At 70.4% G+C, this 13,328-nt stretch carries 10 protein-coding genes; all 10 read left to right on the top strand.

Annotated features, from left to right (window positions below; genetic code table 11):
* On the top strand, positions 1-631 hold a 631-nt coding region (locus D471_RS0117100; protein WP_017599754.1), incomplete at its 5' end, for an oligopeptide/dipeptide ABC transporter ATP-binding protein.
* Between the two features lie 4 nt (positions 632-635).
* Positions 636-824, top strand: a complete 189-nt coding sequence (locus D471_RS0117095) for a hypothetical protein (protein ID WP_017599753.1) — start codon at positions 636-638, stop codon at positions 822-824.
* The gene (locus D471_RS0117090; protein ID WP_017599752.1) at positions 821-2,629 is read left to right on the top strand and encodes an ABC transporter substrate-binding protein; all 1,809 of its coding nucleotides are present in this window, start codon (positions 821-823) and stop codon (positions 2,627-2,629) included. Before D471_RS0117095 ends, D471_RS0117090 begins: the two co-directional genes overlap by 4 nt.
* Before the next feature lie 712 nt (positions 2,630-3,341).
* Positions 3,342-4,142 (top strand): hypothetical protein, encoded by an 801-nt coding sequence (locus tag D471_RS41855; RefSeq protein ID WP_241479647.1) that lies wholly within the window; start codon positions 3,342-3,344, stop codon positions 4,140-4,142.
* Positions 4,143-4,349: 207 nt separating this feature from the next.
* The gene (locus D471_RS41850) at positions 4,350-5,933 is read left to right on the top strand and encodes a sensor histidine kinase (protein ID WP_241479646.1); all 1,584 of its coding nucleotides are present in this window, start codon (positions 4,350-4,352) and stop codon (positions 5,931-5,933) included.
* 87 nt (positions 5,934-6,020) lie between these two features.
* The gene (locus tag D471_RS0117080; RefSeq protein WP_017599751.1) at positions 6,021-6,446 is read left to right on the top strand and encodes a roadblock/LC7 domain-containing protein; all 426 of its coding nucleotides are present in this window, start codon (positions 6,021-6,023) and stop codon (positions 6,444-6,446) included.
* Positions 6,447-6,497: 51 nt separating this feature from the next.
* The gene (locus D471_RS0117075; protein WP_017599750.1) at positions 6,498-6,857 is read left to right on the top strand and encodes a DUF742 domain-containing protein; all 360 of its coding nucleotides are present in this window, start codon (positions 6,498-6,500) and stop codon (positions 6,855-6,857) included.
* Between the two features lie 22 nt (positions 6,858-6,879).
* Complete coding sequence (locus D471_RS0117070; protein ID WP_017599749.1) at positions 6,880-7,437, top strand: GTP-binding protein; 558 nt, start codon at positions 6,880-6,882, stop codon at positions 7,435-7,437.
* Positions 7,438-7,501: 64 nt separating this feature from the next.
* Complete coding sequence (locus tag D471_RS0117065) at positions 7,502-8,767, top strand: styrene monooxygenase/indole monooxygenase family protein (RefSeq protein ID WP_017599748.1); 1,266 nt, start codon at positions 7,502-7,504, stop codon at positions 8,765-8,767.
* A gap of 519 nt (positions 8,768-9,286) precedes the next feature.
* The coding region (locus D471_RS0117060) for a type I polyketide synthase (RefSeq protein ID WP_017599747.1) at positions 9,287-13,328 on the top strand (4,042 nt) is incomplete at its 3' end.

Here is a 13,328-nt window from a genome sequence, read left to right as displayed (position 1 = left end):
CCGTAGGGTCGGCGGCCGCGCCGAGGCGCGAAGGACCGCCGCCGAACTCCTGGAACGGGTCGACCTCACCCCGGCCGAGGACTACCTGGACAAGTACCCGCACCAGATGTCCGGCGGGCAGCGCCAGCGGGTCGCCGTCGCGCGTGCCCTGGCGATGAACCCGGAGGTGGTCATCGCCGACGAGTCCACATCGATGCTGGACGTGTCGATCCGGGTCAGCATGCTCAACACCCTCGGGCGGCTCCGGGACGAGCTCGGCGTCGGGTTCCTCTTCATCACCCACGACCTGGCCGTGGCCAAGTACTTCGCCTGGGAGGGCGAGATCGCCGTCATGTACCTGGGCCGGGTCGTCGAGCACGGACCCACCCCGCGCGTGGTCGGCGAGCCGAGCCACCCCTACACCCGGGCGCTGATCTCGGCGGTGTGCGAACCCGACCCCGACCTGGTCCACGGCAAGGAGCGCTTCCGGCTGCGTTCGGCCGACGTCCCCGACCTGACCGACCTACCGCCCGGCTGCGACTTCCACCCGCGGTGCCCCCTCCACGAGGCGGGCGGCTGCGACACGCTGCGTCCGTCGCTGGTCCGCCACCAGGACCGGCTGCTGTCCTGCCACGTCGTCACGAGGGGGTGAGCGGGTGCTGTTCATCGGCCGCTTCGGATTGGCCGTCGGTGCCTTCCTCGCCCTGGCCAGCACCCTCACGGCCTTCCTCAACCCCCCCGGCACGGCCGAGTTCGTCATCAGCGTCGTCACCGTCGGTGTCGGCCTGCTCGTCGTCGCTCTCGGTCTGCTCGCCGTCCTACTGGAAAGGAAGCGACAAGAATGACCCCCACCCCCTCACCGGAGATGCTCATGCGGGACCTCAGCCGCCGGCGACTGCTCAAGGCGGTCGGGTTCGGCGCGGCCGGGGCGGCGGGCGCCGGTGCCCTGACCGCCTGCTCCGGGGGCGAGGAGGCGTCGGGTGCCACCCAGTTCACCGGGGTCTATGACTACGACCTGGACTCCAACACCCGCAACATGGCGGTCGAGGACGGGGCGCTCCTGCTCAACTCCGTCTACGAGGACCTGTTCCTGACCACCGGCGCCATGTACGACTGGCGTGAGCACACGTGGGACTACCTCCTGCTGGAGGGCTCGGAGTGGGACGGGGACCACCTCATCGTGACGCTGCGCCCCGATCTGCGGTGGAGCGACGGCACCGACCTCGACGCCGAGGACGTGATCCAGACCTATGCGATGGCGATCTTGGAGACGCCGCCGTGGTCCGTGGGCTTCCCCCAGGTCACCGAGCTCGAACAGCTCGACGACCTGAGCGTCCGGCTGGCCTTCGACGACCCCTTCGTCAACATCGAGCGCAGCATCCTCAAGCGCCGGTTCGTCAGCAAGACGACCTATGCCGACTTCGGCCCACGCGCGGTCGAACTGGTCAACGCGGGGGTCCGCCAGGGCGATGACGAGCACGGCGCGTTCAACGCCGAGTTCATCGAGTTCAACCCGGAGGAGATCGTCTGCAGCGGGCCGTACATGTTCGACCGGTCCCGGATGTCGGACGCGAGCATCACGCTGGTGCGCAACGAGAACGGCTATCGGGGGACCGAGGTGGGCTTCGACGAGGTCCTCATCCACCGGGGCGACAACCGCCAGGCCGCGCTGCTGTTCCAGCAGGGCGAGGTGGACTACTCGTCGTTGGCGCCCACGGCCGCCGACCAGCGGGCCTTCCAGAGCGTGGAGGGGTTTCGCTGGGTGGAGCACACCGGCTACGACGGCTGCGGCATCATGTTCAACTACGCCGCCAAACCCGAGCTCAGGGACGTCCGTGTCCGCCAGGCGCTCGCCCACGTCCTCGACGGCGACACCATCGGTCGGGTGGCGCGCGGTGAGGCCTACGAGGGAGTCCGGTACTACGCGGGGCTCGTGGACGTCCAGGCGGAGGAGATCTTCACCGAGGAGGAGCTGGGACGGTTCACCCACTACGGGTACGACCCCGACCGCGCCACCGAACTGCTGGAGGAGGCCGGCTGGACCCTGGAGGACGGGATCTGGCACCTGCCCAACGGCGACGAGGCCAGCTTCGAGGTGATCGGGGTGTCCGGTTGGAGCGACTTCGAGCTGACCGCGGTGCAGGTGGAGGAGGCCTGGAACGGTTTCGGGATCCCGACCACCGCGACCAACGTGCCCTCGGACAACCCCTGGGGCATCTGGGGTGCGGGTGACTTCGAGGTGGCGGTCCGGCACTGGGGCAATCCCGAGATCCCGGATTACTGGGGCGCCTTCCAGATGAACTTCCTGCTGGAGAACGCGGGGACCGAGGACTCGCCGGGCCAGTCCTTCGACCTGGAGGTCGAGAGCCCGTCGATGGGCGAACTCGACCTGGCGGCGCTGGTCGAGGACGCCAAGCGGGCCGAGTCGCTGGAGGAGCAGCGCGAGACCCTCCTGACGATGGCCACCGCCTTCAACGAGCTGCTGCCGCGGATCCCGATCTGGACCTTCCGGTACCTGGCCCCCGCGTTGAACGGGGTGCGGGTCGAGGGCTTCGACACCGAGCTTCCGTCGGACGCCAACCAGATGTACCAGGACAACCACGTCATGCTGGCGCTGATCCAGGGGAATCTGCGGCCGACGGGGGAGTGACCCGGCCGCCGGCGCGGGCCGCCGGTGACCGGTGAGGGGCGGAGCCGCGCGGTCCCGCCCCTCAGACGTGTGTATGGCGGATGCGAGTCATGCGGCCACAGTTGGTTGTGTGACTCGGGACACATGCCTTGGATCGGGTGACTAATGTCGCGAAGACGGCAAATCAGACAATAGGGATCTAAGGGATAAAGCAACTTTGTTCGCGTTGTCGCACGTCATCGGTGGTGCGTTGAGGTCTTTTCGCGTGCTTCTCGGATTCTCCTGCCAAGCTGGAGGGCCTTTGTTAGTCTGACGATCCGAACGACGGTTCTCGGTGGATGTACAGGAATTGTGTCGGACGTGGATACTTGTCTCCGGATAGGGCGTTACTCTCCTTGTCCGGGCGTCCGATCGTGCGTGCCGCCTCCATCGCGGAGCCCGTTCCGGCGTTCCCCCGGCGTACGGGACGCCCGTCGCCACGGGGTCCCAGCGCGGTCCTCGCGGCGGCACCTCCCTGGTCAGGGTGGTGAAGCGGGGCCACCGCCGATCCGCCCACCTGATGCGAGGAGACGAGACTGTGGCACAGGCCCCGTCACCGCACGAACGCGATGGCAACCCCCTGGCCGAGATGAAGTCGACGGAGGATGGGCGAGGAGGAAGGTTTCGCCGGGCCATCTCCCGGATGGTCAAGTCCCAGGACCCCCCGTCACCGGAGACCGAGCGAGGACATCCCGTGCATCAGCCCGTGCATCCGCACTCGCGGTCCGCCGAGCCCACCAAGGGCGGAGGCGGTGACCAGCGCTCCACCGGTGCCACTCCCGCGGACGGTGACGACCCGTCCGACCGGCCCGTGGGGCCGTTCTCCGCGTCGGCCGAGAAGGGCTACCGTCCCGCGACGCGCACGAGCGTCCCGAACCCCTACACCACCCGGCGCCTGGAGGTCGACGACGTCGACACCGGCGCCCACCCGGTCGGGCAGTGGCGCGGAGTGGGCCTCGACGAGCCCGATCCGCGTGGTCGACCCAGGACCCCGGACTCCCCACGACACATGAGCGACACCACCCCGAACACAGGCGCCACCGCGCGGCCCGCCACCGGACCACAACCCCGGGCTGCCGAGGAACCCGTTGGGAAGGACCGGCGGGAACCGGTCGCCCCGACACCCCCCGCGGACCACGCGGCGCAGCACACCCACACACCCCGACACACCTCGGAGGCCGCCACCGGCCGGACCCCCGCCCGACAGGGGACCGGCGACACGGGCGCCACCCACACCCCGCGCACCGGCGAGATCGACCCGGTCGGATCCGCCGCCCCGGAACCCTCGGGCGAACGGGACCGGCGCGCGTCGGAGACCGGGCAGCACGGGGCCGACCCCCTGGAGGGAGGTTCGCGCATGGACGACCAGCCGAACCCGTACGGGACAGCGGAATCCCGGAACACGGAGACGACGACCGGCCAACACGTGGCCCCGGAGCAGGCGCCCGCCCCGGGGACGTGGCCGCGGGCCGACCGCCCGCCGGTCGCCCCATAGGGTCCCGCGCCCCAGGCCGCCCCGGCCGGGCCCCGTTCCGTGTACGAGGGTCACTCGACACGGTCCGAACACCCCGGGCAGTCGGCGCCCGCGGCGTGGGCGGCACACCACGCCTATCCTCCCCACCAGGGGCAGCCCGGGTACCAGCCCGAAACGGGCCCGCAGCCCCACCACGGTCACCCGGACCAGGTCGGGCCCGCCCAGCCGGTGTACCCGGCATACCCGGACCCGCGCGGCGCCTGGGGCGACGGCGGGCATCCCGGCTACCCCCGGCCCGCCGAGTACCAGCGGTCCGCGCCGCCCCCGCACTACCCGGCTCCCTATCCGCCGCCGCACCCGATGATGGCCTACCCGGGCGCCTACCCGGCCCCGTACCAGCCGCCGGGTTACGTGTTCCCCGGTCAGCCGGTGATCCTCCCCGGCCAGTTCCCGGCCTACGGCCAGCCCGTCCAGCACGTCATCGTGCTCACCTCCGGTCAGGCGCCGCAGGTGATCACCGCCGAACCGGCCACGTACTCCGACCGTTCCGAGCCCGAGCGTGAGGAGCGCACGCGCGTCCGCGCACCCCGCGAGGACCGGGCGGAGGTCGAGCGCGAGACCGGGCCGGACGCCGACGAGGAGACCCCCGACACGCGGAGCGCCGAGGCGGAGGAGGCCACCGCTCCGACCGCGGACGACGCGTCCGCCGACACGGAGGAGGTCCCCGAGACCACGTCGGTGGACGGGGCCGAGCAGGACGGCCCAGTCCCGGACCGGGAGGGGCTGCTCAACGAGGCTCTGGCCGGTCTGGCCATGCGCGACCTGTCGCTGGTCGACGCCCTCCTGGAGACGGTCGAGGAACTGGAGACCGACGCCCAGGACCCCGACCTGCTCGACAAGCTCTTCCAGATCGACAACCTCGCGACCCGTATGCGGCGCAACGGGGAGAACTTCCTTGTGCTGACCGGCCACGACGGCGGCGAGTCCGACGCCCACGACGAGATCGTCCCGCTCCTGGACGTGGCCCGCGCCGCGACCTCCGAGATCAAGGACTACCCGCGTGTGCGGCTGGGCAAGCTCCCGCAGACGTCCATCACCGGTATGGCCGCCGACGACATCAGCCACCTGCTCGCCGAGCTGCTGGACAACGCGACCGCCAACTCTCCCGAGCACTCCCAGGTCGTGGTCAGCGCCCGCGAACTCGACGACGGCCGCCTGATGATGGTGGTCGAGGACGAGGGAGTGGGCATCCCCGAGGCCCAGCTCGCGGAGCTCAACCAGAGGCTCGCCGGCGCACCCGTGCTGGACGAGGAGGTGCCGCGCCACATGGGCCTGTACGTCGCCAGCCGGATCGCGCGCAGGCACGGACTGGAGGCCCGTCTGGAGTCGCGCTCCTTCCGCGGTGTCAACGCCTACGCGATCATCCCCAAGGACCTCCTGCGCGTGGCCACCCCCCCGATCCCGGGCCAGGCCCGCACCTCGACGGTGCCCCCCGCGACGGCGCCGAGGACCCCCGTGATCACCCCGACCACGACCGGGACCAACGGTGTGAACGGCAGTTCGTCCACCAAGCCCCTCGGCGGTGGCAACTCCGCCGTCACCTCGGCCGGGCTGCCCCGCCGCAGCGCCACCCCGCACGGATCGCCCCTGCGGATGATGCCCCCGCCGGACCACTCCGCCGAACCGCCCGCCGACACGCCCCCGAAGCTGACGGGCGACGCGCGGGCGGAGCAGATCCGCGACGAACTCGGAGACTTCCTCGACGGCGAACGGGAAGCCCTCGAGGACCGGCCGGACGGAGAGGACACGTGATCCCCCTCTCTCCCCGGCCCGTCCCCCGGGTGCCGACACGCACCCCCCGAACCCCCGAACACGACCCTCGGCCCAGGCAGGTAAGCGATGACCGAACCCGTTAACGACAGCGTTGAGAACTTCTCCTGGCTCATCGACCGGTTCGTCCGGGACGTCCGCGGAGTCGAGCACGCCGTGGTCGTCTCGTCCGACGGACTGGTGCTGACCCACTCCAGTGACTTCCCCGAGGAACACGCCGAGCAACTCGCGGCGATCGCCAGCGGCCTGCACAGCCTCGCCGTCGGCGGTGCCGGGCTCTTCCAGCGCGGTGAGTGCGAGCAGCTCCTCGTCCGATTCAACAAGGGCCACCTGTTCATCATGGCCATCAGCGACGGTTCGTGCATGGCCGTCCTCACCTCCCCGGGCAGCGAGCTCAAGCTCATCGGTTTCCAGATGACCAAGCTCGTGGAGAACGTCGCGCACGTGCTCACGCCCCAGCTGCGAACGCAATTGCGCGAGGTCATCCAGAACTGAGCCGGCGACCCGTAGCGGTTCGGCAGGGATCACGAGAAGGTTGCCACTGACATGAGCTTCCGCAGGCGAAGGAGTAACCGCGTCCGCCCGTTCACCTTCACGGGCGGGCGGACGCGGTCGCGGCATCCGCTGATGGTGCAGACCCTGGTCTCGACGTCCGAGCCCGGGAAGGAACCTCCGAGCACCCTCATGCCGGAGTCGATCAACATCTACAGACTGTGCCGGGAGACGCGGTCACTCGCCGAGGTGTCGGCGGAGCTGAACATCCCCCTGGGCGTCACCCAGGTCCTGGTCAGCGACCTGGCAGAGCAGGACATGGTGTACATCCACCCGACCATCACCGGCAGTAGTCCATCGGAAAACCAGGTTCTGGAGAGGGCTCTTCGTGGTCTCGAACGACTTTTCCAGTGACAACAGGTCGAATCGCAAGAAGATGTCGAGCAAGATCGTCATCGCCGGTGGCTTCGGCGCCGGCAAGACGACCTTGGTGAGCTCGGTCTCGGAGATTCCACCGGTCACGACAGAGGCGATCATGACCGAGGCGAGCATCGGTCATGACGACACCTCGATCACACCCGACAAGACGACGACCACCGTCGCGATGGACTTCGGTCGCATCACCATCGACGACGAGCTGGTCATGTACATGTTCGGCACGCCGGGACAGGCGCGCTTCTGGTTCATGTGGGACGATCTCGTGCGCGGCGCGGTGGGTGCCGTCGTCGTGGTCGACTGCCGGAGGCTCGCGGACTCCTTCGACGCGGTGGACTACTTCGAGACGAACCGGCGCATCCCCTACATCGTGGCGCTGAACAAGTTCGAGGGGCGGTTGGACTACACCGCGGAACAGGTCCGTGAGGCGTTGGAGGTCAGCCCGGAGGTGCCGATCATCGACTTCGACGCGCGCCAGCGCAACTCCGGCGGCGACGTCCTCAAGACGCTGCTCCGGTACGCGTTGCAGCACAACCGCGCGAGTGAGCCCGTCGGCTGACGAGCGGGGAGCCGCCACGCCCTCCCCACCGCCCCCGTAGACTCCCCAGGAAAGTTAGCGACAGATGCGCAAGATCCTTATCGTCGGAGCGGGCCACGCCGGTCTGCACCTGGCCCATGGGCTGCTGACCGAAGGCTACGACGTCACGGTGATCACGGGGCAGTCCTCCATGGAGATCCGCACCGGCAAGCCGTCGATCTCGCAGTTCACCTTCCCGACGGCCCTGAACTACGAGCGCCAGCACGACCTCGACCTGTGGAGTGCCCTGTCGCCGCAGATCAGGGAACACAGAGTGCATCTGTACCCCGGAGGGCAGCAGCCCGTACTGACTTTCAAGGGCGCGACCGGCACGGACAACGACTACATCGTCGCGGTCGACCGCAGGGTCAAGATGGCCGACTGGCTGGAGTACTTCGAGGACCGCGGCGGCAAGGTGGTCATCCACGGCGTCACCGTCACCGACCTCGACTACTTCTCCCGGATGTTCGAGCTCATCATCGTGGCGGTCGGCCACGGAGAGCTCGGACAGCTCTTCGACTACGACAACTCCAGGTTCAGCGGTGCCCGGGCCCGTTCGATCGCCCAGGCTCAGGTCTACGACGTCTGGCCGGACGAGGACGGTGAGGAGAACATCGGCTGGGCCGCCTCCGCGGCCGACGCCGGCAACATCATGTTCATCCCCGTCCTGGCCCAGGATGGTCCTTGCCACAACCTGCTCCTGGTCGACAAGCGCGGTGGCCCCATGGACGCGTGGCCCGACCGGCCCGGCTCCGAGGAGCAGCTGCGCCGGATGAAGGACCTGCTTCGCCAGTACGCCCCCGACTACTTCGAGAGGGTCAAGGACGCCGTCCTGGTCGACGGCCACCGGAGCACGCTGATCGAGGAGCTGACACCCCAGGTGCGCAACCCCGTGGGAGTCCTGCCCTCCGGCGGCCACGTCCTGGGCATGGCCGACGTGGTCGTGACGATGGACCCCTACGTGGGTCAGAGCTGGAACAACTCCACCCGGTGCGCGAAGGCGTACCTGGAGAGCATCCTCGAGCGCGGTGACCGCCCGTTCGACGAGGAGTTCCTGGTCCAAACCTTCGACAGGTTCTGGGAATTCGGTCTGCATAACCAGACGTGGGCGGAGATGAATTCCACATTGTGGGACGCCGGTGACCTGGCCCCCTTCTTCTACGAGCTCATTGACGGAGCCAAGACGTACCCGGAGGTGGCGGACCGGTGGATCCGGGGCTGGGACTATCCGCCGGATTACGCGAACTGGCTCCTGGACCCGGATCTGGCCGGGGAGTACCTCGCCGAGGTTCGGGCGAAGCACGGGGACTGAGCCGCGGTGAATGTGAGGGCGAGCCCGATGTCCGCCGGACATCGGGCTCCCTGGTGTTCAATGGGTGAGATGAATGTCCGATTACGCCGCTGACCGAATAAGGCCAAAGGAGGACCGAAATCGAGGAGATCGTTGTCATGGGTCGTGAGCGGCGGTTACGATCCTTCGTGTTGGTGTCTGTAAGTGACACATAGCCGAGAGTGAGACTTCTGTACCGCTTGAGCGCTAAGTGTCTGTCGTCAGCGGATCCGACCCTCCTCCCCCGGGGGGCGCGCTGGAAAGGTGTTCCATGTCCCCCTGCGTGTGTTCCTTTCGCCTCGTCCGGAGCGCCGCCCTCGGTCGCGTGGACTGACACACCTCGGCCACGAATATCGGCACACCTGTCTCTCATCCATTCTGACCTGGGACAAAGGTTGCTGGGCGCGTGCATATGCACGGGACGGGACGACCGTCGCCGTGTGCCGTAGAAGTCCTCGTCCACGCGTGACGTGAACGTGGAACGCGATCGGAGGGAACGCGATGATCAGTGACCGCTCGAACACCGACCCCGGGAGCCCCGGTACCCCGGTCGCCGTGGTGGGGATCGCCTGCAGGCTTCCCGGAGCCTCGACCCCGGAGGCGTTCTGGCGACTGCTCTGCGAGGGCCGCGAGGCCATCACGGCACCCCCCGAACGACTCGGCGCCCCCTCCGCCGAGCGCGATCACCGCTGGGGCGGTTACCTGGACCGCGCAGAGGACTTCGACGCCGCCTTCTTCGGCGTCTCCCCCCGCGAAGCGCTGTCCATGGACCCCCAGCAGCGGCTCATGCTCGAACTGAGCTGGGAGGCGGTGGAGAACTCCCGCACCGCCCCCGACACCCTGCGCGGCTCCGACACGGGTGTGTTCACCGGGGCCATCGCCTCCGACTACGCGCTCGTCCAACGGCGCGCGGACAGCGCGGAGATCGGCCACCACACCCTGACCGGTACCCAGCGCGGCATGATCGCCAACCGCGTCTCCTACGCGCTGGGCCTGTCCGGTCCCAGCCTGACCGTGGACAGCGGACAGTCCTCGTCCCTGGTCGGCGTGCACATGGCCATGGAGAGCCTGCGCCGCGGCGAGTGCGGTACCGCACTCGCGGGCGGAGTGAACCTCATCCTGGCGCCCGAGAGCACCGAGAGCGTCGCGCGGTTCGGCGGGCTCTCCCCGGACGCCCGTTGCCACACCTTCGACGCGCGCGCCAACGGTTACGCACGGGGCGAGGGTGGAGCCATCGTCGTGCTCAAGACCCTGGACCGGGCGTTGGCCGACGGCGACCGTGTCCACGCGCTCCTGCGCGGAAGCGCCGTCAACAACTCCGGGGACACCGCCTACCTGGCCCGACCCGACACCGAGGGGCAGGAGGCCGTCCTGCGCGCCGCACTGCGGCGCGCCTCGGCAGAATCCTCCCAGGTCGGCTACGTCGAGCTGCACGGAACGGGTACCCCGGCGGGTGACCCGGTCGAGGCGGCCGCGCTCGGCGCGGTCTACTCTGCCGACCGCGACACGGCGCTGCGGGTCGGTTCGGCCAAGACCAACGTCGGCCACCTGGAGGGCGCGGCGGGCATCGTCGGCCTGGTCAAGACCGTGCTGAGCGTCGCCCACGGCCAACTGCCGCCCACCCTCAACTTCGAGACCCCCCACCCCGATATCGACCTGACGCGTCTGCGGCTGTCCCCGCAGACGCACCGGGAGCCCTGGCCCGCCGACGCGCCGCTGGCCGGGGTCTCCTCCTTCGGCATGGGCGGGACCAATTGCCACGTGGTCGTCGGACCGCCGCCGCCGCGCCAGACCGAACCGTCCGGTGCCGGCACGGGCGAGAGCACCCTCGACCCGGTTCCGTGGGTGCTCTCCGCACGCTCCGAGGCGGCGCTGCGCGCCCAGGCCTCCGCTCTGCACGCGCACGTGTCGGCACGACCGGGACTGCGCGCCGAGGACGTGGGCCTGTCCCTGGCCACCACCCGCACCGTGTTCGAGCACCGGGCCGTGATCCTCGCCTCCGGCGGCAGCGGGGCACGTGAGCTGGAGTCGGTGCGCCCGGAGCGGACCCCCGAGGACGTCGGCGAGGACGCCGGCCCGGTCCTGGTCTTCCCCGGCCAGGGCGGCCAGTGGCCGGGTATGGCCCGTGACCTGCTCGACGGCGACGGTCCGCTCGCCCAGGTATTCACCAGACGTGTGTTGGAGTGCGAGCGCGCCCTGGACCCGTACGTGGACTGGTCGCTCGTCCAGGTCCTGCGCGGCGACCCGCACGCTCCCCCGTACGTCGGCTCCGGGGCCCGGGTGGACGTCGTGCAGCCGGTCCTGTGGGCCGTGATGGTCGCGCTGTCCGAGGTGTGGGCCACGCTGGGCGTGCGCCCCGCCGCGGTGATCGGCCACTCCCAGGGGGAGATCGCCGCGGCGTGCGTGGCCGGTGCGCTGTCCCTGGAGGACGCCGCGCGGGTCGTGGCGCTGCGCAGCCGGGCGCTGACCGCGCTCGCCGGGACCGGTGGCATGGCCTCGCTCGGACTGACACCGGAGCGGGCCGGGGAGCTGGCCGACGGAACGGACGACCTGTACCTGGCGGCCGTCAACGGCCCCGACTCCGTGGTGGTCTCCGGAAGTCCCGCGGCGGTGCGCCACGCCGTGGAGACCTGTCTGGACAACGGCGTGCACGGCGCGCTGGTCGACGTCGACTACGCCTCCCACTCCGCGCACGTGGAACGGATCCACGCACCACTGGCCGACGCGCTGACCGGGATCGCGCCGAACTCCCCCCGCGTTCCCCTCTTCTCGACCCTGACCGGAGCCCGCCTGTCCGAGGGCGGGCCCGTCCTCGACGCCGAGTACTGGTACCGCAACCTGAGCCGGACGGTCCGCTTCGCGGAGGCGACCGAGGCCGCCGTCGCCGCGGGGCACCGCACGTTCATCGAGGTCGGGCCGCACCCGGTGCTCTCCTACGCGGTCGAACGGACGCTTCGTGCCCGGGGCGTCGAGGGCACCGTGCTCAAGACCCTGCGCCGTGACCAGGGTGACCAGGCCCAGCTGCTCACCGCGGCTGCCCGGGCCTTCGCCTGCGGACTGGACGTGGACTGGGGCGGCCTGTTCGCGCGGACGAACGCGCGTCCAGTCGACCTGCCCACCTACCCCTTCCAGCGCGTCCGGTTCTGGCCGGGAGACACGTCGGCGGAAGCGCCCTCCGGTCGGGACACGCCCGTTCCGTCGCCCCTTCCGGTGACCGCCAGCACCGGGGATATCCGCACCCTGGTCGCGTCCCTGTGCGCGAGGGTCCTGGACCGGGGGGCCCTCAGCGAGGCCGACGAGGGCAGGGCCTTTCGCGACCTGGGCTTCGACTCGATCATGTTGCGTGAACTCGCCGCGAGGGCGGGGGAGGCGACCGGAGTCCACCTGGACAACACCGTCCTCTTCGACCAGCCCACCCCCGCCGCGTTCGCCGACCACCTGGCCGACGCGCTGCGGGAGCGGGACCGAGGGCAGGACCCACCGTCCCTGACCGCGCCAGCGCTCCCGGCCGTCTCCCCGACTCCGCGGGCGTCGACCGACGACGACCCGATCGCCATCACCGCGATGGCGTGCCGCCTGCCGGGCGGGGCCGATTCGCCGGAGCGGCTGTGGCGGCTCGTCGAGGACGGCGTGGACGCGATCGGGGAGTGCCCCGACAACCGGGGCTGGGATCTGGACGGGCTCTACGATCCCGAGCCGGGCACGCCGGGGCGCACCTACACGCGCCTCGGCGGGTTCCTCCACGACGCCGACCTCTTCGACGCCGACTTCTTCGGCGTCAGTCCCCGCGAGGCCGACGCCATGGACCCGCAGCAGCGTCTGCTGCTGGAGACCTCCTGGGAGGCGGTCCACCGCGCGGGCCTGACCACGGACGAGCTGCGCGACCAGCAGGTCGGGGTGTTCGTCGGCGCAATGCCCACCGAGTACGGTCCGCGCCTGGCCGACCCCGGCGCGGGCGCTGACGGCGGCTACCGTCTCACGGGCAGCACGTTGAGCGTGGCCTCGGGGCGGATCGCCTACGTGCTGGGCCTGCGTGGGCCCGCGCTGACCATCGACACCGCGTGCTCGGCCTCCCTCGTGGCACTGCACCAGGCGGTCGGGGCCATCCAGCGCGGCGAGTGTGAGATGGCCCTGGCCGGGGGCGCCACGGTGATGGCCACACCCGGCATGTTCCTGGAGTTCTCCGCGCAGCGCGGCCTGTCCCCCGACGGGCGCTGCCGGGCGTTCGGCTCCGGCGCCGACGGGACCGCGTGGGCCGAGGGGGCGGGCATGCTCCTGCTGGAGCGCGCCTCCCGGGCACGCCGCCACGGACGGCCGGTGCTGGCCCTGATCCGGGGCAGCGCCGTCAACTCCGACGGAGCGGGCAACGGGTTGACCGCGCCCAACCGCGAGGCCCAGGAGCGGGTGATCCGCCGGGCGCTGGAGACGGCGGGGCTGACGCCGGACGAGGTCGACGCCGTGGAGGCGCACGGCACCGGAACCCGGTTGGGCGATCCGATCGAGGCGCGCGCGCTGATCTCGGTGTACGGCCGGGGACGTGAGC

Source organism: Nocardiopsis lucentensis DSM 44048, assembly GCF_000341125.1.
Taxonomy (GTDB): Bacteria; Actinomycetota; Actinomycetes; order Streptosporangiales; family Streptosporangiaceae; genus Nocardiopsis; species Nocardiopsis lucentensis.
Note: the sequence above shows the minus strand (reverse complement) of the source record. Positions and strands in the feature narration are given on the sequence as shown.

Bases quoted from the DNA above. Each gene is read 5' to 3' on its own strand.
- D471_RS0117090 (WP_017599752.1), top strand. From the start codon at position 821: ATGACCCCCACCCCCTCACCGGAGATGCTCATGCGGGACCTCAGCCGC.
- D471_RS0117080 (WP_017599751.1), top strand. From the start codon at position 6,021: ATGACCGAACCCGTTAACGACAGCGTTGAGAACTTCTCCTGGCTCATC.
- D471_RS0117075 (WP_017599750.1), top strand. From the start codon at position 6,498: ATGAGCTTCCGCAGGCGAAGGAGTAACCGCGTCCGCCCGTTCACCTTC.
- D471_RS0117070 (WP_017599749.1), top strand. From the start codon at position 6,880: ATGTCGAGCAAGATCGTCATCGCCGGTGGCTTCGGCGCCGGCAAGACG.
- D471_RS0117065 (WP_017599748.1), top strand. From the start codon at position 7,502: ATGCGCAAGATCCTTATCGTCGGAGCGGGCCACGCCGGTCTGCACCTG.